Source organism: Paenibacillus sp. 2TAB23, from assembly GCF_052115165.1.
GTDB lineage: Bacteria > Bacillota > Bacilli > Paenibacillales > Paenibacillaceae > Pristimantibacillus.
In genome coordinates, this window is record NZ_JBFRGD010000036.1 from 19,711 (window position 1) to 44,048 (window position 24,338).

At 43.5% G+C, this 24,338-nt stretch carries 18 protein-coding genes and 1 pseudogene; 1 reads left to right on the plus strand and 18 read right to left on the minus strand.

Annotation, left to right across the window (positions count from 1 at the left end; genetic code table 11):
- Positions 1-252: 252 nt before the first annotated feature.
- Both AB4Z29_RS30560 and AB4Z29_RS30565 read right to left on the minus strand, forming a co-directional pair.
- Entirely contained in the window at positions 253-1,992 is a 1,740-nt protein-coding gene (locus tag AB4Z29_RS30560; RefSeq protein WP_441946673.1) for an ABC-F family ATP-binding cassette domain-containing protein, read from the minus strand.
- A gap of 458 nt (positions 1,993-2,450) precedes the next feature.
- Positions 2,451-4,946 carry a TIR domain-containing protein gene (locus AB4Z29_RS30565; RefSeq protein WP_441946674.1) on the minus strand — a complete coding sequence of 832 codons (2,496 nt, stop codon included), beginning with the start codon at positions 4,944-4,946 and terminating at the stop codon, positions 2,451-2,453.
- A gap of 346 nt (positions 4,947-5,292) precedes the next feature.
- On the opposite strand from AB4Z29_RS30565, the gene AB4Z29_RS30570 reads away from it, so the two are divergent.
- On the plus strand, positions 5,293-7,068 hold the full coding sequence (locus tag AB4Z29_RS30570) for an ATP-dependent nuclease (RefSeq protein WP_441946675.1): 1,776 nt from the start codon (positions 5,293-5,295) through the stop codon (positions 7,066-7,068).
- A 281-nt stretch (positions 7,069-7,349) separates the two neighbouring features.
- Here AB4Z29_RS30570 and AB4Z29_RS30575 read toward each other — a convergent pair whose 3' ends face one another.
- From AB4Z29_RS30575 to AB4Z29_RS30650, 16 genes and pseudogenes are all read right to left on the minus strand, one after another.
- Entirely contained in the window at positions 7,350-8,186 is an 837-nt protein-coding gene (locus AB4Z29_RS30575) for a sulfurtransferase (RefSeq protein ID WP_441946676.1), read from the minus strand.
- Between the two features lie 224 nt (positions 8,187-8,410).
- The gene (locus AB4Z29_RS30580; RefSeq protein WP_441946677.1) at positions 8,411-8,779 is read right to left on the minus strand and encodes a VOC family protein; all 369 of its coding nucleotides are present in this window, start codon (positions 8,777-8,779) and stop codon (positions 8,411-8,413) included.
- A gap of 171 nt (positions 8,780-8,950) precedes the next feature.
- Positions 8,951-9,409 (minus strand): MarR family winged helix-turn-helix transcriptional regulator, encoded by a 459-nt coding sequence (locus AB4Z29_RS30585; protein ID WP_441946678.1) that lies wholly within the window; start codon positions 9,407-9,409, stop codon positions 8,951-8,953.
- A gap of 437 nt (positions 9,410-9,846) precedes the next feature.
- A pseudogene (locus AB4Z29_RS30590) lies at positions 9,847-10,276 on the minus strand (SRPBCC family protein).
- Between the two features lie 29 nt (positions 10,277-10,305).
- Entirely contained in the window at positions 10,306-10,746 is a 441-nt protein-coding gene (locus AB4Z29_RS30595) for an SRPBCC family protein (RefSeq protein ID WP_441946679.1), read from the minus strand.
- A complete protein-coding gene (locus AB4Z29_RS30600; RefSeq protein WP_441946680.1) occupies positions 10,743-11,249 on the minus strand; it encodes a MerR family transcriptional regulator in 507 nt (168 codons plus the stop codon). The genes AB4Z29_RS30595 and AB4Z29_RS30600 overlap by 4 nt, the downstream gene beginning before the upstream one ends.
- Positions 11,250-11,635: 386 nt before the next feature.
- Positions 11,636-12,796 carry a tryptophan synthase subunit beta gene (gene trpB / locus AB4Z29_RS30605; RefSeq protein WP_441946681.1) on the minus strand — a complete coding sequence of 387 codons (1,161 nt, stop codon included), beginning with the start codon at positions 12,794-12,796 and terminating at the stop codon, positions 11,636-11,638.
- A gap of 438 nt (positions 12,797-13,234) precedes the next feature.
- Positions 13,235-13,537 (minus strand): DapH/DapD/GlmU-related protein, encoded by a 303-nt coding sequence (locus AB4Z29_RS30610; protein ID WP_441946682.1) that lies wholly within the window; start codon positions 13,535-13,537, stop codon positions 13,235-13,237.
- Positions 13,538-13,552: 15 nt separating this feature from the next.
- Entirely contained in the window at positions 13,553-13,840 is a 288-nt protein-coding gene (locus tag AB4Z29_RS30615; RefSeq protein WP_441946683.1) for a maltose acetyltransferase domain-containing protein, read from the minus strand.
- A gap of 313 nt (positions 13,841-14,153) precedes the next feature.
- A complete protein-coding gene (locus tag AB4Z29_RS30620) occupies positions 14,154-14,642 on the minus strand; it encodes a pyridoxamine 5'-phosphate oxidase family protein (RefSeq protein ID WP_441946684.1) in 489 nt (162 codons plus the stop codon).
- A 291-nt stretch (positions 14,643-14,933) separates the two neighbouring features.
- A complete protein-coding gene (locus AB4Z29_RS30625; protein ID WP_441946685.1) occupies positions 14,934-15,506 on the minus strand; it encodes an alpha/beta hydrolase family protein in 573 nt (190 codons plus the stop codon).
- Between the two features lie 425 nt (positions 15,507-15,931).
- Positions 15,932-17,182 (minus strand): molybdopterin-dependent oxidoreductase, encoded by a 1,251-nt coding sequence (locus AB4Z29_RS30630; protein ID WP_441946686.1) that lies wholly within the window; start codon positions 17,180-17,182, stop codon positions 15,932-15,934.
- Positions 17,183-18,610: 1,428 nt separating this feature from the next.
- Positions 18,611-20,212 carry an extracellular solute-binding protein gene (locus AB4Z29_RS30635; RefSeq protein ID WP_441946690.1) on the minus strand — a complete coding sequence of 534 codons (1,602 nt, stop codon included), beginning with the start codon at positions 20,210-20,212 and terminating at the stop codon, positions 18,611-18,613.
- Between the two features lie 66 nt (positions 20,213-20,278).
- Positions 20,279-21,172, minus strand: a complete 894-nt coding sequence (locus AB4Z29_RS30640) for a carbohydrate ABC transporter permease (RefSeq protein ID WP_441946687.1) — start codon at positions 21,170-21,172, stop codon at positions 20,279-20,281.
- 47 nt (positions 21,173-21,219) lie between these two features.
- Complete coding sequence (locus AB4Z29_RS30645; RefSeq protein ID WP_441946688.1) at positions 21,220-22,143, minus strand: ABC transporter permease; 924 nt, start codon at positions 22,141-22,143, stop codon at positions 21,220-21,222.
- Positions 22,144-22,401: 258 nt separating this feature from the next.
- Positions 22,402-24,216, minus strand: coding sequence for a beta-galactosidase (locus AB4Z29_RS30650; RefSeq protein ID WP_441946691.1), 1,815 nt, complete (start codon positions 24,214-24,216; stop codon positions 22,402-22,404).
- Between the last annotated feature and the right edge of the window lie 122 nt (positions 24,217-24,338).

Below are 24,338 nucleotides of genomic sequence, written 5' to 3' on the forward strand. Positions count from 1 at the left end.
CGGGTGCTTTCCTATGATGTTGTTTCTGAAGGGCCATCGCTTTAAAAATGACGATAGCTACCTCTGCACGAGTGGTATTAATTTTCGCCTTAAAAGGACCGTCCTTATAACATTCGGAAGACCGAAAGTTGAAACCCGACGTGCTCAGCGTCGAAGGATCTTCCAACGGGACAGCAACGCTCGCAGCGACAGATCCGGGACGACGGGACGAGACGTCGGCACATTGCCTTCGGCGATTGCCAGGGTCAACATTTAAAGCAGCTTAATCAGCTCTTCCAGCTCATCAACCCATACTTTTGCAAGTTCAAAATCAGTATCTTTTAAAGCCAATTCTATTTTCATTTCAACTATTCTTTTATTTTGTTCTGTTTCCAAATAGTTCTTATCAAAATGACTAGCATAAATCATCTGTCTAAATTTTTTAATACTCATTTTTTCAATTGTCTTATCGTCAATGATTAAAACATAATCCATACCATTTACAACAGAATAGAAATCATGAGAAATCATGAGAATCGCACCTTTATAATCTTCAATAGCTTTCTCCAATGCGATTTGTGAATAGATGTCTAAATGGCTTGTCGGTTCATCAAGAAGCAATACGTTTGCTTCACTGGCAGCAACTTTAGCCAATTGAAGCATATTTTTTTCTCCACCAGATAAAGATTCTATTTTTTGATTAACGATTTCTCCCTCAAAGCCATAGTTTGAAATATACGATCTAACTTCATCATAAGTTTTAAACCCAGCATCGATGAATTCTTCTAGTATGGTATTAGATTCCTTTAGCACTTCGCCTTGATTTTGAGATAAATAAGCCATTTTAACATCAGCATTTATTTTAATTGAATCATGATTATTTTTAAAAATATCTCGAAGTAATGTCGTTTTCCCGGTACCGTTTGAACCGATAATGGCTACTTTATCCGTAGATTTTATCTCAAAGTTAACATGGTTTAAAAGCAACTCATCAAAGGCAACACTATAATTATTGACATTCACAACAATAGCGTCTTCCATTTCCTTATCAATACCAAAACTAATACTCGGTTGCTTAATATCAACAAATGGCGCTTTAATTCTACGCGCTTCCAATCTTTCTTGAAACTTGACTCTAGCTTTTAATGCTTTGCCTCTAGAAGCTTCTGTATTATAGGTTGCGTTAGCTCTAAATTTAATAATTATATTTTCGTTTCTCTCCATTTCTTCATCCTCAGCGATTTTGAGTTCTTGTAACTCAACTTTAGTCTGAAGTAGTGAGAAGGTATAATCCATATATCGCCCATCAAACTCTTGGATCTCTGTGTTTTCAAGGTGTATAACTTTGTTGAAACAATGATTCAATAGATAACGGTTGTGCGTAACAACTAGCAGTATTCCTTTGTGACAATTAATAAGGTCCTTAAGCGCATTTAGGTTTTCAAAGTCTAAAAATACATCTGGTTCGTCCATAATCATTAAGTCTGGACTACTAAGCATTTCCTTCATCACTTGAATAAGCTTGAATTCCCCACCGCTCAGATCGGATACCTTAAGATCTTTAAGCTTCATAAGGTTTGCAAGATTAAGTTTCTTATTCATTTTGCTTTCAAAATCTTCCCCGCCAATTGAATCAAATGCGTCTAAAGCCAATTGATATTTTTCTAATAAGGAATCCATATCCGATGATGTTTCCATCTCCGTACAAATAGCGGTTATTTCATTTTGTATCTTAATAAATTCTTCCCCTATATATTCATAAACGGTTGTTTCTTTCGTTTTGTCGAATTGCGGAAATTGACTTACGAGACCAATCCTGCAAGTCGGGTCTATTTCCAACTTGCCGTCGAACAAGTATCTTTCTGGATCCATTAATATATCTATCAATGTACTTTTCCCATTGCCGCTTGTTCCTATAAAAGCGCAATGCTGTGCCTCTTCAAGCGTAAATGAAATGTTTTTATATAGTTCTTTTTGCGGGAATGAGAAGGATAAGTTTTCAACTTTTATCATAGTATTTCCTTTCTCTACAACTAATATAATGACTATTATTAAATGCATTGCAAACCATAGATTATGAGTTTACCGTTGTTAGAGTAACACTGTTCAGAACCAACTTCAATCGATTTGTATCCCATCCCTTAGTGGTTAAAGCGCCATGCTGCTTTGAAAATTATAATACGCATTTGTAAGAGAAGTCATTCAGCGAGATCAAAATTATAATACTCTCAAGTCGATAGTTGACTCCACGTTGACTGTCGGCCAAAAAAAACACCACCAAGGTATCAAAACCGCTTGGTGATGTGTTCTAACTTCAAATATTACTATCCATCTTTCCGTTCTTCTTCATCTCCAACCGCAATCGGATTCTCCTTATAGCTATTCCAATCGCTCGGACTGTCAGTTTGACTCTGAAGATGTTTTCAAGTAAAAGACTTTTGCATCTACAGAGCAATTTATTTATTGCCTTCCTAAGCCTGCTTCTTTTGTTGTGTGTCATAATACTGAATTCTTGTCATAATCTTATCAATTACTTTTTCAGGTATATATTTAGAGTTATGAACAATTAAGTCCAATGCTTTTTCAATGTTTCCTTGCATAGCAAATAATATAGCCTTTGATTTAATGAAAGTTATGTAGTTATAGTCTCCTTTTTTAACAGTTTTTTCAATTTCCATCAATAACATTTCCATGTCTCTTATTCTTGAAAATTTCTCTAATATTTCTATTTTCGTATAAAGCGCATAAGATAAGTTAGGGTAATCTGTAATTGCTTTGTTGATCAATGCGATTGCGTCATGTTCCCTATTATCATAGATTGCAAGAAACTGAGCTTTGCAGCGTAGCTTCATCTCATCTGCAATAGTAGATTTTATTTTGGATAAATTTTCAAGAATTTCTTCTAATACTTTTCTATTTGCAGTATTTTTTTCAGATCTAATTATACAACGGAAATAGGCTTGCATATGATATGAGTTGGTTTTGTCGTTTTCGTAATGCTCTTTGGCAAGAACAGTTGCAGTTTCAAACTCTTCCAACTGAATATACACCTGTACAAGTTCTCTTTTTGCTCTTGAAAAGTTTGGTCTTTCTTTTAAACTCCTTTGAAGCTCTTCTAATGCTCTATCGTTTTTTCCAATTAATCTGTAGAAATAACCTAATAAAAAATTGTGATCCGGGCCTGAAATATTTTGAACCTCTTTTAAAAATCTATTATTTCGAAGTCTCGCTAAAGATAGACATAAATAATATCGTATTTCAAATACTATTTTATAATCCATAAATTCAGCATTCTCTAGTGCAACATCTGCTATTCGAACAACTTCAGTGTATTTATTTTTTTTGTCATAAAGTTCAATCATAGTCTTCAAAAAATGGGATGGAATCAAGTATTTCGCTTCAATTTTTTTCCCGTTTAATAGTGCTTCTTTAATACTAAAAAGATATTCTGGGATTTCAATTTCTTCAAAGTTATAATTCTTTAAAAAGTATTCGATATGTTCATTTAATCTCTCACGAATTTCAGAGGATAATTCTAGACCAGCTCTTTGAATATAGTCCTTCACAGGTGAGATAACTCTGAGGTATTCCTTATTTGACCCCGAAAACTCACAAATCGACGAATTAATAAACTCCGCAAGTTTTACTTTGTAAAATATTTCATCTCCCACGATTTTGAATATAAAATCATATGTTATAACGTCAAAATGAGATAAAAAATAAAGAAAATCTAGGGCTTGTCTATCTTCCTCATAGTGAAGCAGCAACTTTGTTACTTTATCAAGACTATAGTTTACAACTTCATATGATTGTCGTTTAGCTCCTTCTAATCCATCTCTCTTCATTAACTCCACAGCATAATACACTTGTTCTGGATAGCCTTTTAATAGACTTGAGAAAAGAAGAAAATCATCTACGGTCAGATTAATATTTTCAAAATCTAAATATCTTTTTAAAAGCCCCTCCCTTTCTTTTTTTTCTAGCACTTCAACTTCCATTGTAAAGACTTTTTCATTTCTCCAAAGTTGTCTCATTGTTACTTTGAACTTTGCTATGACGCCAATTGTTATTCTGTCCTGATATGGTAAATTTTCAATAATATCAATAAACCAATGAATAATATTCCCATCAAAAGTAACAATACCACCATCATCTCTGATAATAAGTTTTTCTCTACTTTCTTGCAGATCTTTTAAAAGCAATAGTGCAAGTTCAATCTTATCTTTCATCGATTTATTTAAAAAATCTGTTAGATCTACTGTATCAGAAGTATAGCCTAATCCGTACAATTTGAAGATGAAATCCTCTATACTTTCATGAGAATTCATATAAATTGTTAAAGGCTGATAAGCGTCATCAATCACATTTGATTTTTTCAAGCAATATTTTAGTAAAGATGACCGTCCGATATTTTCAACACCTGAAACAAAAAAAGCTAGGGGTATATGTTTATCATATGAGTCAAGTCTTTCTTCAAAAATTTTAGTATGATCATTTCTTCCAACAAATATTTTTTCTTTTTCTTTAAGCCTAGGATGTATATCCCAACTAATCTCTATGAGCCTTTGTTTTATCATGCTGTAAGCCTTAGTAGGTCTACTTATATATTTTAAGTTATACTCATCTCTTAACCATTGAGGGATTCTTGCATCCTTGAATGTAATATTCGAGTCAATAATAATAGGATAAATCTTCTTAATATTACCATTAGAAAATAAATTCTGTGCTTTGTTTAATTCTCCAGTTACCCATTCTGATTTCATTGCATTATCAGATAAAAATAATACAAATAAATCAGTTTTCTCTAGGCCCTTTTCTATTTCCTCAATTGACCTCATGCCTTCTTCAAATGTCAGTTCATCATAAATGCAATTATGAATTCCAAAATCCTCTATTAATTTATTTGCTACGATTCTTACATAACTTTCTTTATCTGCACTACTATGAGACAAAAAAACCTTTGGCAATTAAATCCCCTCACTTATTTGAGTTATAAAGTTACCGAAGTTAGGCGCTTTGATTATCTAGAGCATGTTATTTACATACTTCGTTAAATATTAGGATAAAAATCCAAGTCGTCTAAACTGAATATAGCATGCCATTTAGCCAATGTATAGATTAATTGGAGTCTGTTGCAATACACCTTCGCTATTACGTTGCAACGCCATTATTTCATTAATATTTCGCACACAGTTAGGATCCTGGTTTCTGATACTCCCTTACAAATTAGAAACTTAAAATATATGAATTAGAGAAAATGTTTCCATTTATCGTATAATATATGCAAATACGATTATATCGAGGGGATAATAAATGAAAGCCGCAATCAATTTCACAAAAGTAGAATTCAAAAATTATAAGGCTTTGAGAGATTATACTATAAGCATTCAACATATGAATATTTTAGTTGGACCAAACAATAGCGGAAAATCTACTATTTTAAGTGCTTTTAGAGCATTAGGAGTTGGAGTAAGACATGCGTTGTCAAAGAAAGCTACAATAGTCAAAGGATTAGATAATAAAGAAATTTTCGGGTATCAACTCAATATTGAGTCTTTACCAATGTCACTTGAGAATGTACACACAGATTATGAAGAAGTCGATACAACTGTAAGGTTCACGTTATCTAATTCAAATCAAATTGTTTTGTTTTTCCCTTTCGAGGGAGGCTGCTATCTACTCCCTGAAACACAAGGAAAATATGTAGTTACACCTTCACAGTTTCGCACCGAGTTTCCAATCTCACTTGAAATTGTTCCAGTACTTGGACCAATAGAACAGAATGAACACATTGTTTCTGATGAAACAATTCGCAAAGGATTAACTACACATAGAGCATCAAGACATTTCAGGAACTATTGGAGGAACAATCCAAGCGACTTTAAAGATTTCGCAGAATTGGTAAGCAAAACATGGCCTGGCATGGAGATTGAATCCCCTAAACAGCCAGATATAATGTTACCAGAATTAATAATGTTTTGTAGAGAAAATAGAATCTCTAGAGAACTCTTCTGGTCTGGATTCGGGTTTCAAATATGGTGCCAACTTCTTACACATATTTCAAGATGTAAAAAAGCCACTTTACTTATAGTTGATGAACCGGAAGTATATTTGCACCCGGATGTGCAGCGTCAACTACTGGGGATTTTACGATATTGCGGTCCTGATATTATATTAGCCACACACTCTACTGAGATTATGGGTGAATCAGATCCTTCAGAGATACTTCTTATTAATAAAAAAGTTAAAAAAGCTGAAAGAATTAAAGACATTAAAGGCATTCAAAGAGCGTTAGACTCTGTTGGATCAGTACAGAACATTACTCTTACTCATCTAGCAAGAACCGGTCGACTTTTGTTTGTTGAAGGTGACTACGACTATAAAATTTTACGAAGATTTGCACGCCAATTGGGTTTGTTAGAGTTGGCTTCGGGGAACGAAATCACTGCATTTGAGTCGGGCGGTTTTTCATCGTGGGATAGAATAAAATCTTTTGCATGGGGTTTCAAGTCAACTCTTGATACATCGCTTCGTATCGGTTCAATATACGATCGTGATTTTTGGTCAAGTGAACAACTAGAAAGCATTAAAAAGGAGTTAGATGAACACTTAGAATTCTCTCACATACACAGCAGAAAAGAACTTGAAAATTATTTACTTGTCCCGGAAATATTAGAGAAAACATTAAAAAGAGCGATGAAAGAAAAGGCTAGAAGATCAGATTATACACCAGTAGAGTCAGATTCGATATATCATATACTTGACCGAATAACCAAGCCATTAAAAAATAAAATACAAGCTCAATATGTGAATAAGAGAGTAGAATATCTTAAAAAAAGTGGAATTGATGGAGCAACGATTGGTGAAGAGACATTAGAGCTATTTGATTCCAAATGGTCAGACGTAAATACCAGAATGGAAATCGTCCCTGGGAAAGAAGTATTAGCATTACTTCGCACAGAAGTTCAAATAATATACTCGGTGACTTTAACCGATTTCAAAATCATTGATGAATTCAATCCTTCAGATTTTTCGGATGATCTTAGAGATTTGCTATTTAAGTTAGATGCGTTTAGAAGTGTTTTTTAATAAGTTGATTTTCTGTTGATCACGATTCAACGTTTTGCTTTTGTTGACTTATTTATCGAAAGTGAATTTAGATGTTCTGGTCTCACCATTAGTGTTAGTGATCATTTCAGTGCTTTATATATGGTCATAGTTGTAAGCGTTCGGTGAGACCTGCCACGAAAGTATTTTCGGTTCTGCATGTTGACTTCTTGTTTGCTTTAAGAAAAAAACACATCGCTATGTGTCTTAGGCCAACTGGCGATGTGTTCAAAGTTTGAATACTGTTATTTGCTATCCTCCCCCTAGTCTTCCCCAACCGCAACCGGATTCTCTTCATAAGAAATCCAATCGCTCCAGCTCCCTGCATAAAGCCTTACCTTATTAAAGCCTGCTTCCTGAAGAGCAATCACATTCGGAGTCGCGGTTACGCCAGAACCGCAATAGACGATGATCTCATCATCACGGTTCAGGTCAGCAAAGCGCTCTGCGTGCGCTGCAGTGTCCTTCCATGCGCCAGATTCCGCGAGGCCATCTTTCCAGAAGCGGTTGATTGCGCCGGGGATGTGGCCGGCCACCTTGTCCAGCGGCTCGACCTCACCGCGGTAACGAGGCGCTTCGCGTGAATCGATTAGCGTTACTTTTTCGTCTGCTAGCAGTGTTTTCACTTCGTCCATCTCTACCAGCATCGTATGCTGGACCGTCGCCAAGAACTTGCCAGGGATAAGCACCTTCTGCTCCGATGATACGGGGAATCCCGCATTTATCCAAGCCGTAAAGCCTTCATCCATCACGAACACCTGCTCATGGCCCAGATACTTCAACAGCCACCACAGACGTGAAGCCATCGCTCCGCCTTGATCGTCATAAGCGACGACGCGAGTCTCGTTGCCGATGCCTACGCGGCTCAGCGCGACAGTACATTCAAAGATATCCGGCAGTGGATGGCGTCCGCCATGCTCGCTGACTGGTGCGGACAGATCCTTCTCCAGATCCATATACACGGCTCCAGGTATATGCGATACCTCATATCGTTCACGGCCCGCATCCGGCTTGCCCATTAAAAACCGACAATCGACAATGACGATGTCCGACTCGTACATGCGCGCTAGCAACCATTTTGGAGAAACTATATTGTTCATTTATTATTCCGCCTTCCTGCATCTATTCATGCTTCCTATTATACCTGAAACTAGCCATAACTTCTCGCCCTCCATAAGATACTAAGACATTCGCTTGCAAAAAAGCAGGCCAGCACCCTATTCATTCGGGGCCAGCCTGCTTGCATTGATAATTCCGGGAAGCGACAATGGATAGATCCGCCACCTCTCCATGATCAGGCGGTTCCCATCTCGCATCTCTACCATCATTCCCGGTAAAAGGACAACACCCAGCACACGCCATTCCTGTCGGTAACGATTGCCAGCAACCCGTTAAACGGAGCTTCGTACATCTCCGTATTTATTGTACCGCTAGCTGAAAATTCTCCGTAAATCTTCCGGAATATTTCCTCTGTCTCTAGTTTCAGAAAAACCCTCACATAATCGCCTTTCAGTGCAGGTTTCGCCGCTTGGGTATCAGCAAACTTTAGGACTGCATCCCCCACATTCAGGTCCGCATTCAGCACCTCTTCCCCTTGCTTGCGTAGAATCACGATCTCGCCGCCAAAAACGCTTTGATAATACTTCACTTCTTCCTTACAGTTATCGACTACGATAAACGGGTACGCTATCATCCTTTACATCCTCCTAAGGTTTATTGGGTCAGCCATTAATCGTCCAATTGTCTATCGCATTCGTGACATTATGCTCCGTATTCATTTGTACGGACAACTTGCCCCATCACGATGCGCATGCTGCGCATTGTCTCTTCTATTTCAATTCATCAATCGTGTTGGGATTTCATCCTATCTGCTTAGATTGTGAAGCACGATGCTCAACAGATTTATTAACCGATCATATTCCTCGTCAGCAATCCCCATCCTGGTTCTAGTCTTGACCCGATCGAGCGCCTCCTGCACTTTTGGTACAACATCCTGTCCCGATTCTGTCAAATAAAGCTGCTGATAGCGCTTATCGGTAGTATCCGCTTCCCTTCTCACATATCCTTCCGCTTCTAGCTTAGCGATTGCCTTGGCGGTAGTGGTCTTGTCAATGAGCAGCTTTTCGCTTAATGCTTTTTGCGTAATGGGCTGATGAGATGCGATCGCCATTAGGAATATATACTGTCCGCTCCCGATTCGATAGGGTGCCAGCTCAGCAGAGATTAAGACTTGCATGTGACGGTAGATGGCAGAGATGTACTGTCCGTGTGATTCGGTTTCATTCCTGTCGGCAGATTTCCATTGTTCACTCAGAGTACTCACCCCCTAAATAGAATGTTATTGCAACTAATACCATCATATGAAATATAGAATGCTATTGCAACTATTTTTCTGCAAAATTCTATACATTTTCTTTTCTCCAATTGGTAACCTGTTGGTACCCAGTTCGAATGATTAACCACAATCGTTCGCGGTATCTCAGCCTATAGCGCTGCTTTTACGAATACATGCTTGATTTGGAGCCTTATGTAGAAACTTTCAAGACCGGTGCGTTGATTCGGGGCATAAAAAATACATCGCCTAAGGCATGTAGCCCCTATGGCGATGTATTTAAATCTAATATACGGTTGAAGCCTTTCAACACTTACTCGTTTCCTGTCGCTGCATCATTCGCAAAAGCCTGAACTCCCATCCAGGCATCGTGATCGGAGCCATTTCAGAGTCAACATATAACAGCCCTTTTTCAGGCAAATGCACTATCACTTTTCAGAGCTAGCGGCCAACTCCGCCAGCACCTTGCCAAGTCGGTCAAGGTTCTGTTCATTACCCTCTATGCAGTAAGGCTTAGCTTGTTCAAACTCTTCTTTCTTCTTAAAAAGCTGACGGAAGGTGACCTTGGTACGGCCTTCGAATTCCTCAAAGGTAGCCGTTATCTTAAATTCGTGGCCGGATAGATGATCAAACACGACCCGCTCCGGCGGCATGAGCTCAACAAAGACGTTATGGTTAGGATAATCTACGCCATCCGGCCCGTGCATGGTGTATCTCCACATGCCTCCCGGCCTTATGTCGCATTCATGAAACGTATTCGTGAAGCCTTGCGGTCCCCACCACCTAGCTAACAAATCAGGGGTTGTCCAGGGCTTGAAACACTAGCTCCCGAGAGACATCGTACTCGCGCACAGCCATAAGCTCATTCTCACCCAATAGTTACGTTCTTACCCCCCTTCTACTACCTTACCCAGCGCGTCCAACATGACGTTTGTCCCGTGTTCCCGTACCTCCAGCGTATCGTGTCCGTCAAAGAACGCACCTTGCTCCGTGAAAATCAGCTTTGTACCGCCCTCCACCTTGATCAGCTCGACCGTTGTGATCGAGACGGAAATGCGTATGCCGTCTGAATCTAGAGAGTAGGTATAGACAATGCGCTGCTCTGGAACAAGCTCCTGGTAGATAGCGTCGAACGTAAAGACCGGACCATCCGGCGGCCCGCCACTACTGTACTCGCGCCCTCCAACCTGGAAATCAAATATGTCTGGCTTCGAAAACCACTTGGCTTTGGCAACTGGATCGGCCCATGCTTGATACACTCGTTCCGGCTGAGCCGCATACATCCGTTCTACGACGAAGGTTCCATGCTTAACAAATCGTTCGTTCATTGATTTTCCTCCTTATATTTCGGAATTCCGTCCTCTTCGGCAAGAAAGTCTCCCAGCAGGTCCAAATGCCGCCCCCAACTCGCTTTCCGCTCAATGACCGGTTTCTCGAATTCCATCTTCATCGCTTGCAAAAGGCTCGTGAAATCTTCAACCGTTAATTCCGCCTTGCCCTGCATAAGCTTGGATACATGTCTGAGCTGCTCCAACAGTTTCTGCTGCAGCTTAATCTGTTCTTTAATCTGGTCTATTTGCAGGCCCACGATCTCAAGCGGACTGATCTGCCCGCCATTTAAGGCCGACTTAATCTCATCAAGCGTTAATCCCAGCTCCTTAAGCGATAATATCTGGTGTAAACGCGACAAGTCCAATTCATTGTACAGCCTGTGACCGGATTCCGTTTGTCCCGACGGAGAGAACAATCCGATTTGATCATAAAACCGCAAGGTTCGTACGGTAAGTCCCGTTAGCTTGGCAATATCCCCGACCTTCCAATGTCTCTTCATGAACCATCCCCAATCTTTGACGCTAGCTAAATACCGGTAGCTCCATTGTAAAACATTACGTTACGTAAGGTGCAAGCGAAAAAGTGTCGCTCTACCGGTTTTTTTAGCCCGTTGATTTCGTCCACAAACTATTGTGTCTAAAGGGGAGAACGCGTTCCGCGGAGTGACTATTAATTAGAATATCTTTCTCGCATGATTCGCATCCCACTTCTTCTGCCTCGAGTCGTCCAAAGCTAGTTAACCTCTGGTGAAAAAGAAAGGCCGGTAGTCTCTCCACTAAGAAGACTCCCGGCCTGCTATCTCTAATTCTAGATCATTTCGTTTCAACCGCGATCGTTCTCTTCGTCCCGCACCCTATTCCGCATATATGCAGTCCGCGATTATTATTATTTAATCATCTGAAATACTTGCTCAACGTCTTTGTCACCGCGGCCGGACAGGTTAACGATCAGGATCTGATCCTGGTCCATCGACGGCGCCAGCTTCTTAGCGTAGGCAACCGCGTGCGCGCTCTCCAAAGCAGGAATAATCCCTTCCGTACGAGACAGCTCTTGGAACGCTTCCAGCACTTCCTCATTGGTTACGGTCGCGTATTCGGCGCGCCCCGTCACCTTCAAGTGGCTATGCTCAGGCCCGATGCCCGGATAATCAAGTCCTGCGGCGATCGAATACGTCTTCCGCGGCTGGCCTTCCTCGTCCAGCAGTACCAAGCATTTGAAGCCGTGAATCATGCCCGGAACGCCTTCCGTTAAGGTCGGAGCTTGATCAGGTTCAACGCCAATTAGGCGAACACTCGGCTCGTCGATGTAATGAGCGAATGCTCCAATCGCATTGCTGCCACCGCCCGCACAGGCTACCACTGCATCAGGCAAACGGCCTTCCTTCTCCAAAATCTGCTGCTTCGACTCTTCGCTGATGACCGCCTGGAAATGCTTGACCATCGTCGGAAACGGATGCGGACCAACCGCGGAACCGAGCAAATAAAATGTATTTTTATAATTGCGAACCAAATCGCCCAGTGCTTCGTCCACGGCGTCCTTCAGTCGACCTTGTCCCTTATCAACCGGCACGACAGTAGCACCGAGCAGCTCCATCCGGAACACATTGAGTGCCTGGCGGCGCATATCTTCGGCTCCCATGTAGATAACGCATTCCATATTAAACATGGCGCACGCCGTTGCGGTTGCGACACCGTGCTGGCCAGCACCCGTTTCAGCAATGATCCGCTTCGCGCCCATCCGCTTCGCGAGCAGAATCTGACCAATGGCGTTGTTGATCTTATGCGCCCCAGTATGATTCAGATCTTCACGCTTCAAATAAATTTTGGGCCCTCCCCATGCTTTTGACAGCCGCTCCGCATACGTCAGCGGGCTTTTACGGCCAACATATTCACGCAGGTAATAGCTAAGCTCCTCCTGGAATTCTGGATCCTCTTTGAACTTGTAAAATTGCTCGCTCAAATAGTTTAGCACTTCCTGCAATTCCGGCGGAACGAAGCTGCCTCCGAATTCCCCGAAGTACCCCTCTTGCTGCAACTGTTGGTCCATAAGTAAGCGCCTCCATAAATTAAAATGGTAATCTCTCAACTATATTACCATAAATTCCACGTGTATTTTATATACGAGTTTTGCAAGCCGATAATGATAACTAATCTAAATGACATGACTTTGCTAACTGGATCAAGACAAAAAATCCTTGAATCTACAAGATCCAAGGATTTACTTTTAATAGATTTCAGAACCGGTTTACCGGCATCAAGACTTAACCCTTTTGCCCGTTCCCAGCCTCTACCGGATTACCGCTAGCCGAGCTTTAATCGCGCCATTTCACTGTTATGTTCTGGTAGTCGTTCAATCGAAAGCTTTGAGCGTGTACTGATCACTATGATCGCTTGGCTTCATTATACCGTTGGAAATGCCGATCACTAGGCCATCACTTCCGCAACGAAATCCAAAGCTCGGCAACAACAGCATTCTGCCAACACCTTACTTAAACTCAATTTTTTTGTCTTTATAATAATATTCCTTGTCATGGTCGTTAATTTCACGCAGCACACGGCAGGGATTGCCGACTGCAACCACGTTGGAAGGAATATCTTTCGTTACAACGCTTCCTGCGCCAATAACGGTATTATCACCAATTTTGACTCCTGGGACTATGATAGCACCTGCACCAATCCAAGCATTCCGGCCAATATGTATCGGCATATTGAACTGTGTTACATTTTCGCGAAGATGGGGAACAATGGGATGCCCTGCGGTAGCTACCGTTACATTAGGACCAAACATTGTATGGTCTCCCACTTAAATATGGGCGTCATCCACCATAGTCAGATTAAAGTTGGCATAAATACCCTTTCCAAAATGCACATGCTTTCCACCCCAGTTTGCATGAAACGGCGGTTCAATATAACATTCATCACCTATTTCAGCAAACATTTGCTCCATAAGCTGTTTACGCTTCTCCACCTCGGACGGGCGCGTTGCATTAAAATCATATAGTCTCTCCAGACATTTGCTCTGTTCAATCAATAACTCTTCATCGGTACAGTTGTATAGCTCACCCGTATGCATTTTCTCATATGCTGTCATTTAATGTTCCTCCATTATCGACTGCGAAAGCTCATGAATGTGATGACAATTCATCCGTTCTTATTCCCATCTTAGCATAATTTTCTTGAAGTCATCGACGACCATACTTATGTCAATCTTCAAGAAATTCGCCGCCCCGTGATGCTTGTGTGACTAATCCAATCGCTCCAGCTGTCATTTATACCCTGAAAATGGTTTCCGATACCGTTGATGAAGCCGCTCCTCCGATGTCGCTTACGCCGCGAACGAGGTTCAGAAGCTCAGTGCCATAGACACCGCCTTAAAGCCCCCGGACTTAGAGAAACTGTATTTTCTACTTCAATTCCACAATTCGATTGATCTCAGTGCCTTCCGTATTTTTGCCGAGCAGCCTACGGAACAAAAACTTCACCATCTTGAATTTATTGCCTATATCCCAGTATTCAGCAGTTTCGGCCTCTACCTTGATAAGGATAAGGTTCGGATCATCCACATGGGTTTCCAAAAACTTCTCGTATGCCGGACTCCAAAATTGCTTCAATTTCTCAGTGCTCTCCACCAACTCAGCCTTGCCTCGAATGGAGACAAATGATTTGCCCGCGTAGGCGATATTGACTTGCGAATTCCGCAGCAGCTCGTGAAATTTACCAGTATCTTTTTTCGTCAAAAACCACAGATCTCCATCAAACTCGACGTCCTGCGTTTTCATGGGACGCGACACAAGTCCCTTCTCCGACACCGTCGTCAGCATTGCAATTTCAATTTCTTTAATCAATTCATGGACCGTTTCAATCGCTTCCCGATTATCTGAACTTGAATGCATCGGCACTTCACCTTCCTAAAGGGTATTTTCATTTAGTATGGCATTTAATGCGTTTTGCCAAACCCTAGGAATAGCATTCCGTTCAAACCAAGGCGAGTCTTCCACCTGTGGCTGGGTCAAGTCGTACAGATCACCCGCAAACTATCGTATCTGTTATCTAAATGAATGTTCCACTGAATTTCTCATCGCGCATTTTACCTGATATTCTGACCAATCGCCCTTACCATTTTACTAAAGGCATCTTCCCAATCTAAATATACATGATTTCTTTATCTATAAATTAAACTACTATTAATCCTTCTTTATACCATCCCGCTCCAGCAGCGGAGCAAAGAAAGCCCCGGTAATCGCAATCGCCCGCTCTAGATCATCTGTTGTTCCCGCAAAAGGGTGCACCGTCCCGAACGTATGAGTCGCTCCCTCCAGCTTCGCGAAGCGATGGTGTGGAGCTGCCGCCTGGAGCAAATGAAAACCTGCAAGCAAACGTTCCGAATCCTGACCGCCTTGAATGAACAATACAGGTGTCTGCAGTGCTGCCGCCTTGGCAACAATAGCGAAGCGCTCGCGATTTAAGTCTATATCTTCGAACACGACAGCCTCAATCGGCATTTCCTGCTTCGTTCTCGCATTAGTGACATAGCCAATGCCATCCTTCAGCACCTGCTCGCGAAACGCCGCTCCGAACAGATTCACATTCGCAATCCCGTTCCATGACACGACACCGCGAATTTCAGGATGCTCTGCTGCAAAAAGCACGCTGTTCCCGCCACCGCGGCTGTGCCCCACCAAAAAGATCTGACCGATATCCAGCCTCGCTGACAACGGCAGGCTTCCAACAAGCACAGCTTTAAGAACAGCCGCCAAGTCCTCCTGCTCCTGCGAATACGTGTTGCGTGCGAACTTTCCAACTCGTCGAAGTCCCGCTCATTCACACCGTTATGCGAAAAATTGAACGTAATGACCGCATAGTCCTGCTGCGCGAATCGCTCAGAAGCATACGGGAAGAAACCCCAATCCTTAAAACCCTTGAAACCATGAGCAATAAGGAGAACTGGCTGTCGCCCTCCCTCCTCCTTCACTCTAATATCGCCTCTTATTAACACGCCCGGCTCCAGCTCTAACGCAAACGTCTGATGCACAATGCTCGAATGACTCACCTGCAGCACCTTCCCCATCGCTATTTTTGGATAACCATAAAGCATATTTGTTTTCTCCAAGCTGTCTTTAATTATCATAGCATCAAATCTCAGTATATAGGTAGGAATACATTGTCACTATCAAAAAGATAACTAAACCCACGCATCGTTCGAATAACCGCGAGCCTCCCAATAGCCCACATGCTCACCCTTAATGAGCTCAATGCGGTTCAGCCATTTCACCGATTTGTAAGCATACATTTTCGGCACGATTAAGCGAACCGGGCCGCCAAGATCGCTTGGGATCGGCTTGCCATCATGCATGACCGCTACGATAACATCATCCATATCGGCTTGTTCAAGCGTAAGGGTGTCCGTGTACACACCATCACCGGAATAAAACTTCACCGTCTCAGCTCCCGGCTTCACGCCTGCTAATTTCAGCAGCTCCTTGAGCGGAATGCCCTCCCACGTGTTTTTGTAAACCGACCAACCGGTTACGCAGTGAAAATCACTGACTTGAACGGTACGCTTCAGTGCGACAAACTTCTCCCAGTCCCATTGAAACGACTGGTTGACGAGCCCATCGATCTTGAATGACCAATCCGCATTCGTAAAAGAAGGAATCGGCGTGACCGTGTACACCCGGAACTGCCCAATCGCACCGCCTCCAATCGGAGGAGCCGATGCCGGGAGCGGCTGAGGTGCCGGAATGAGCGCATTCGCGTCGTTCTCGATCAGCTTGTCGATCGTCTGGCTCCCGCCTACGCTGCCAAGCGAGGTGCCGAGCCATTTTAAGAAGGAGGGGCCGATCGTCACGGCAAGACCGAGCCCAATCGCTCCGCGTATGAACGCTTTTCGCGTATAGACGGCCTGCGGTGAGCCTGCTGCTGGATGCATTGCCCCTGACTCCGCTTCCTTCCGATCATCCTTGATCGTGCGCCGATTCGGCTCTTTCAGCCATTTGACCCGAGTAATGGAGTGGTAAATGATATAAGGCAGACCGATCCAAGTCAACAAATCATGTACCGTTAGGGCAACGTTAGACACAGACGGACCAACCGCCTTGAACTGCCACAGCAGCACGCCGGAACCGAACCAGCCAAGCAGCAGTCCCAGCACGACAAGCACATTGAACCGCTGCCACGGCTTTTGCTTCAGCTGCTTCCAATGCTTGCCCGCGAGCAGCAGATAATAGACGACAGGCAGAATCGACGCGATACCGACAACGATATGCGCCCACTTGATCCAAACCCGGCCTTCACCTAGAAAACCGCGCCAAAAGCCGCCAATGAGAATAAGTCCGGTCAGCGCTAAAATCACTACAATCCAGCCATTCCAAGCATGCAGCGAAACGAGCTTCTTCCCGTAGCCCTTGCGCAATCGCTCAATCAGTCCACTCATTCAGGCCATCCCCTCTTCTTTTTGTTCTTCTTTATGTTCTTCTTTATGTTCTTCTTTTTGTTCTGGTTATTGTTCTGGTTATTGATCTGATTTTGGTCCTCCTTTTGTTCTTCTTTTTGTTCTTCTTTTTGTTCTGCTTTTTGGTCTGCTTTTTGTTCTGCTTTTTGGTCTGCTTATTGTTCTGCTTTTTGGTCTGCTTATTGTTCTGCTTATTGTTCTGCTTATTGTTCTGCTTATTGTTCTGCTTTTTGTTCTGCTTCTTGTTCTGCTTCTTGTTCTGCTTTTTGGTCTTCTTTTTTCTTTTCTTTATTTTTTCTTCTTTTTCATCTTTTTCTTATTCATCTTTTTCTTTTCTCCTTTCTCTTTTCTTATTCATCTTTTTCATCAATTTCATCTATTTCTTATTTATCTTTTCATCTTTTCATCTTTTTCTTATTCATTTTTTCTTTTTTTCCTTCTCTTTTCTTTTTCATCTTTTTCGTCATTTTCATCTATTTCTTATTCATCTTTTCATCTTTTTCTTACTTCTACCGTATTATTTCTAACTGCGCTCACACGTTCAACATAAACTCTATTTCAACGGCGACGTATTCTATAAGCAACCTTTGCTCGGTTCCAGCTCCTATTGACGATCCCAGCGCCCACAGACTTTCATCCTTTTCTTCTATTATAGCGTCGATCGGGCATAGATACGACTCCTGTACCTCACCCGCGCCTCTTCTTCATAATGTCGCTAGAACTACTCTTCTGTGTGCTTCAACCTACTCCAGCTACATTGCACTTTATACAGCAGAATCCACTATCAGAGGGGTTCATAGGTTCTACGTTGTAGTTTCTGCAATAGAATGCAGCGACTAAGGGAAAATGACCACCGTTTCCGCGCATTCTGTTGTACTTTCTACAGCGTAGCCCCACTCAAACCTGTAATTACAGCTTTACATTGCACAAACTACAACGTAGCCCTTTACCATAAGTTATAGCGTCTTTCCTTGCACTAACTGCAACGTAACCATTTGCCCACTGGACATACTGCAACGTAACTAACATCGATCGGACTTAGATACGACTCCTATACCTCACCCGCGCCTTTTCTTCATACGGTCGCTAGTATCGCTCTTCCACGTGCTTCATCTTACTTCAGCTACAGTGCATTTTATACAGCAGAATCCACTATTAGAGGGGATCAGAGGCTACTGCAACACAGACGCCCACATCACACTCCATCTATTCCCCCACCCACCTCCTAACACGTCAAAAATAAAAAAACAGATCACCCTCGCCGAGGATGATCTGTTTTTCCTTAAATCAAGCTATTAAAGCTTCAGCAATTTGAAAATAACGAATGCAACCTGCGCATGAGTAGTGAGCTGCTTAGGCTGTTAGCTTCCATCCTTTATTCCATCCCTTAATCCATTCCTTATTTAATTCTTATTTAATCCCTTGAGCTTCTACATAAGCAAGCCATTGTTTTTTGTACTCAGCTTGAATTTTCTCAAGACCTGCTTGGTTTGCTTTTTCCATGAAAGTGGCCAAGCCATCTTCAACGTTTTTCACAAGTCCGGCGTTAAGCGGGAACAGGTATTGCTTCTCCACTTGCTCAAGAGCCGCTCTCTCTGCTTGGTATGCCGTGTAGTCTTCAGCGAAACCAGTGAATTTGTCCGGTACTTGGATTTTATCAAGCTCTTCGAAAATGGCTTTTACGCCGTCATAGTTTTTGTCGAACAACATAAACTCCGGGTTTCTCCATGCCCAACCGTTCATGCCCTCGCGAGGAAAGCCGTTGGAATTGGAATCGCCGATCATGGAGTAGTAACCGTCTTTCACTTCATAGTTTTTACCTTCAACGCCGTATTGCGTAAGCATGTTATAACGTTTGTCCGTTACCATTTTCTCGTAGAACGCAAGTGCGCGCTCCGCGTTTTTGCTGCTGGCAGGAATAGCGAAGCCGTTGTGGATCGGGTGAACCGGTGTTGCGATTCCGTTTGTTTTCGGGAATGGGTAGTAGCCAAGCTTCCATTCTGGATGAGTCGATTGAATCTTGATAACCATGTCGTTGAAACGAGTCGGGTTATCGCCTAGAATCGCTGCTGCTTTGCCGGAAGTAACTTGATCTTGCAATGTATCTTTAACGGCTAGTACGTTTTTCACCATGTAGCCGTTGTCTTGCCAGCGTTTCAATACAGTCAAATGCTCTTTTTGCTCGTCTGAACCCCAGTAGGAGGTTACTTCGCTTGGTGTTGCGTAGTTCACGCCTACGCCGTAAGGAAGCGCGCCGATTGGAGTGCCTGCGATGCCTTTGAAGCGGTCCATCAGGTTTGTTTTCACATCAGAGTTCATAGAAAGAGGAGTTACCGTTGGCTCGTTTTTCTTAATGCCGTCCAAGTACTGCTCGAAAGTCGCGATATCAACCGGAGTCGGCAGGTTGTATTTCTCGCGAAGATCCTCACGCCATACGAAGCCGTCTGTTACATACTCTTTGTACGTTGCTGGAACCGTGTAGATTTGGCCGTCGATTTTGACAGCTTCCCACATTTCGGCAGGCACGTAAGAATTAAGGGCTGGCGCAGCTACTGGAAGAAGCTTATCAAGCGGCTGGAAAGCGCCTTTTTTCGCATAGGATTGGTATTGTGTCCATTCCGCTGTGAAGATCAAGTCAACTTGTTGGCCAGAACCAAGAAGCAGCTTATATTTTTGATCCCAATCCGTCCAAGAAGTGTAGTTGAACTTAACCGTTGCATTCAAATCTTCCAATGCCATTTTGTTTATTTGCTCTTGAATAGAAGCGATGTCTTTTGGAGCATCACCTAGCATATAGAATTGCAATTCCACTTTTTTAGAAGTATCGATGCCCGGTTTTTCAGCGCCTTCGTTTGTCGTGCCTTCGTTCGTTGTGCCCTCTGCATCTTTTGGGGTATTCGTAGCAGCGTTATTGCCATTGTTGTTTGATCCGCAAGCTGCTAGTACGGTGATAAACACGATGAGCGATAGAAACATAGTGACCGCTTTTACTGCTTTCTTAGTCATGTGAATCCTCCCTTTTCATTAAAAACTTATCTATGTTAGCTAAACGCGGAATGACTGCTCCCTTGTTCAGTTCTAACCTTTTACCGCGCCAATCGTCAATCCTTTTACGAAATAACGTTGAACGAAAGGATACAGGAACAGAATAGGTCCCGTCACGATAATGGACATCGCCATCTTCGTCGATTCGGTCGGCATATCGGCGCCTAATGAAACTCCGGTACCCGATCCCATTTGCGCCACAAAGCTCATCGCGTTAATGACGTTGTACAAGTAGTATTGCAGCTGGTACTTCGTCGTATCGTTGATGAACAACGAGGAAGTGAACCAATCATTCCAGTAATGCAGCGCTAGGAACAAGCCTACCGTTGCAATGCCCGGCATGGAGAGCTGCAGGACAATTCGGCTGTAGATCGTGAAATCGTTGGCACCGTCGATTTTGGCGGATTCGATGACCTCATCCGGTACGGCGGAGCGAATAAAGTTTTTCATCAAAATAATAAGGAAAGGCGTCATCAGGCCTGGTAGAATCAATACCTCTAGCTTGTCAGTCAGCTTCAAGTACTTGGTCATTAGAATGTACCAAGGCACGAGTCCGCCGCCAAACAGCGTCGTGAAATAAATCATAAAGGAGAAGAAATTCCGGTATTTGAAATCTTTGCGCTGCAGGACATAACCCGCCATCGTCATGAGGAACAGACCGAGCGTCGTTCCAACTACCGTCGTCAGCGTCGTAACGCCATATGCGGTTAATACCTGCTTCGGAAAACGGAATACCGTCTCGTAGCCCTCGAATGAGAATACGGTCGGAATCAGGTGATAGCCATCCCTTATGATTGCCTCATTCTGCGTGAAGGAAGCGGAGATGATAAGCAGAAACGGGAACAAGCAGGCTACCGTCGATATGAGTATGACTACGAAAGCAATCAGTCTAAACCACTTCATATAATTGTCGTCTTTGATTTTCATGGGAACCTCCTACTGTAAGCTGGCTATTGGCGAACTGCTCCGTTCTTCTAGAACAGGGCGTACTCGTCGTTGATTTTTTTGATGATGTAATTGACGGTCATGATTAGCACGAAGCCGAATAGCGACTGGTAAAGCCCCGCTGCTGTCGACATGCCGATATCGAACGTTACTTTGAGTGACCGGTATACATACGTATCTAGAATATCTGTCGTATTGTAGAGCACGCCGTTATTGCCGATCAATTGATAGAAGAGGTCGAACTGCCCTTTCATAATGCTGCCGAGCGCGAACAGCAGGAGCATAACGAAGGTCGTCTTCAGCATCGGAACGGTAATGTACCAAATGCGTTGGAAAATGTTCGCCCCGTCGATTTTGGCAGCCTCATAATACTCTTCACTGATGCCTGTAATGGAAGCGAGGTAGATGACCATGCTGTAGCCGATATTTTTCCACAGGTAGAAGATGATAATAAGGAAGATCCACACCCAAGGCGTATTGTATACGTCAACGCTCTCATATCCGAATGATTTCAACGTTGAGTTCAGGAATCCGCTCTCATAGTTAAAGACGTTATATACGATAACACTCAGAATAACGAAGGATACAAAGTAAGGAAGAAACATGATCGATTGCGTCAGCTTCTTAAACCACTGCAAGCGCAGCTCGCTTAGAAGGATCGCCAGCGCAATGGCCAGTACGTTACCGAGTAGAATAAACACAACGTTATACCCGACCGTATTTAAGGTAAGTCTTGCAAGTACCCCTGATTTCCATAAAAACTTAAAATTGTCGAGCCCAACGAATTGGCTGTTGAACAAGCTCGTGTTGAAGTCGAATCGGGTGAAGGCGTAGTAGACGCCAACCATGGGTACATACGAGTTAATTAGGAAGAAGATAAGCGCCGGCAGCAGCATAAGGAAGAGCAAGCGGTTCGTCACAAGTTCCTTAAGCAGTCCATTTTTTTTCAACATACAGATGATGTCTCCTCTCACAGCATTCGTTTCTATTTAATGTTGTTTGGTCTGCTCTCACTGTACGATCCCAACGTTTTGAGCGAAAGAGTAAGAATGCAAAGTCAGTGAACGAAATAGCGAAATGCACAGTGAACGATTTAAACTTTTATGGATAAACAGGCCATTTCATGGGGATTTCAGCATAAAAAAACCACGAGCCCGCCTGCTCGAATAGGTATTCGAGACTAGCGGAAGCGTGGTTTTTAACTTCATATGCTATGCCAATTGTAGAATCATGACGCCATGCGCCTCGACCTTTACCTTTTCGCTCACCCTGCGGCTCGTTAATAGGTCGATATACTCCGTATTTCCGAGTGAAATGTCCGCCGAATGGCTATTATGGTTCAAAACAAACGTGTACACCTGGTCTTCTTTGACCCGCTGAGCGAGCTCAACGCCTGCATCCGCTTGAAAAGGAGCGGCAATCCGATGCTTTTCACACAAGGTTTGGACGAGATCGCCCAGCAGCTTCTGCTCAGGGGCCGTCGCCACGTAATACGCTTCGCCTTCTCCGAAGGAATGAACCGTGAGCGCTGGCATACCCGCATAGAAATCAGTGCCGTACGTGCCGATTGCCCTCGCTCCTTCCAGATGAAGCAGATCGCAGAGCAAGCCGCATTCGTAAATGCCCGCTACATGGCCGAAAGCCTCGGCAATATTGACGCTGTTGCGCATGTCAGGCAGCAGGCTGTCGATTTCCTCGACCCAGAGACCAAGCAAGCTGCGAAGCTTGCCTGGATAGCCGCCAAGCGTAACCAAATCATTCTCATTGACGATCCCGCTGAAGAAGGTCGTTATAAAGGTGCCGCCGCTTTGCACGAATGCCTCGATCCGCTCGGCTACACCCGGCTTGAGCATATAAAGCACCGGCGCAACGAGTATTTTATAGCTGGAGAAATCACTTAACGGACTGAGTACGTCTACGGCAACGTTTTGGTCGTAGAACGCTTTATAATACTTTTGCGCCTGATCCAAATAGTTCAAATCCACGCTCGGCCCGCTCGTAATCTCAACCGCGTTCCACGTATCGATATCGAATAGCAGCGCTACTTCGGCATGAACCTCAGAATCGAGCAAACGGTCTCCTAATTCGCCCAGCTCTCTGCCCAGAGCCGCGCATTCCCGGAATACCCGCGTATCCTCATGCCCAACATGCTCAATCACCGCGCCATGGTATTTCTCGCATGCCCCGAAAGAGCGGCGGAGCTGGAAGAACATGACCGTATCGGCTCCATGCGCAACCGCTTGGTAGCTCCAAAGCCGCATCACGCCTGGGCGCTTTAAGCTATTGTATGGCTGCCAGTTTTGCTGGCTCGGCGTCTGCTCCATCAGCATGAACGGCTTGCCGTCCTTCAAGCCGCGCATATAATCATGGCGCATCGCCACGTTGCCCATCGGCTCATTCATTTGGGGATAGCTGTCCCAGGAGACAACATCCATCGCTTCTCCCCACTTTTTCAAATCTAGACCGTTAAATAAGCCCCATATGTTCGTCGTAATTGGAATTTCCGGCGTTATCGCCTTTAATTCGGCGTATTCGCCCTGGTAGCAGCCGAGAATCGAATCGGACATAAACCTTTTGTAATCGATAGCCATCGGCTGAAAATTACGGTTATCACCGTTCAGGTTGGATGGCGGAACAATCTCCTCCCATTCATAGACCGTATGACCCCAGAAGCTCATGTTCCACTCGCTGTTCAGCTTGTCCAGCGTTGCGTATTTCACCTTCAGCCATTCACGGAACTCTGCCGCGCATTGACCGCAATAACAATGCGTGCCGTATTCATTGTTGATATGCCAGATAAGCAGAGCCGGATGGTCCTTATAGCGTTCGGCTAACACGCGGGCAAGCTGGCTTGATAAGCGGCGGTAGGTCTTGCTGTTCGGGCAAAAGTTCGTTCGCGCGCCATGCGTCCGTTTTCTTCCGTCTACGTCTACCGGCAGCACATCCTCATACTTGCGGGACATCCATGCCGGCTGAGCGGCGGTCGATGTCGCAAGGCATGCAGGTCTGTTGATTAACCAAAAAATGGAATGAAAAAAGGCCGCCTATTCGGTAAACTGTTTGTACCCCTACAAACATCCGAAACGAGGCGACCTCATGAAAAAGTCTACTAGGTTATCGAATATTCTGCAAACTATTTTACCGAAAG

Excerpts from the sequence above, each read along its gene's own strand:
- AB4Z29_RS30600 (WP_441946680.1), bottom strand. The coding sequence starts at position 11,249 with ATGAAGAGACATTGGAAGGTCGGGGATATTGCCAAGCTAACGGGACTT.
- AB4Z29_RS30610 (WP_441946682.1), bottom strand. The coding sequence starts at position 13,537 with ATGTTTGGTCCTAATGTAACGGTAGCTACCGCAGGGCATCCCATTGTT.
- AB4Z29_RS30630 (WP_441946686.1), bottom strand. The coding sequence starts at position 17,182 with ATGAGTGGACTGATTGAGCGATTGCGCAAGGGCTACGGGAAGAAGCTC.
- AB4Z29_RS30560 (WP_441946673.1), bottom strand. The coding sequence starts at position 1,992 with ATGATAAAAGTTGAAAACTTATCCTTCTCATTCCCGCAAAAAGAACTA.
- AB4Z29_RS30595 (WP_441946679.1), bottom strand. The coding sequence starts at position 10,746 with ATGAACGAACGATTTGTTAAGCATGGAACCTTCGTCGTAGAACGGATG.
- AB4Z29_RS30575 (WP_441946676.1), bottom strand. The coding sequence starts at position 8,186 with ATGAACAATATAGTTTCTCCAAAATGGTTGCTAGCGCGCATGTACGAG.
- AB4Z29_RS30580 (WP_441946677.1), bottom strand. The coding sequence starts at position 8,779 with ATGATAGCGTACCCGTTTATCGTAGTCGATAACTGTAAGGAAGAAGTG.
- AB4Z29_RS30620 (WP_441946684.1), bottom strand. The coding sequence starts at position 14,642 with ATGCATTCAAGTTCAGATAATCGGGAAGCGATTGAAACGGTCCATGAA.
- AB4Z29_RS30645 (WP_441946688.1), bottom strand. The coding sequence starts at position 22,143 with ATGTTGAAAAAAAATGGACTGCTTAAGGAACTTGTGACGAACCGCTTG.
- trpB (WP_441946681.1), bottom strand. The coding sequence starts at position 12,796 with ATGGACCAACAGTTGCAGCAAGAGGGGTACTTCGGGGAATTCGGAGGC.
- AB4Z29_RS30640 (WP_441946687.1), bottom strand. The coding sequence starts at position 21,172 with ATGAAAATCAAAGACGACAATTATATGAAGTGGTTTAGACTGATTGCT.
- AB4Z29_RS30615 (WP_441946683.1), bottom strand. The coding sequence starts at position 13,840 with ATGACAGCATATGAGAAAATGCATACGGGTGAGCTATACAACTGTACC.
- AB4Z29_RS30570 (WP_441946675.1), top strand. The coding sequence starts at position 5,293 with ATGAAAGCCGCAATCAATTTCACAAAAGTAGAATTCAAAAATTATAAG.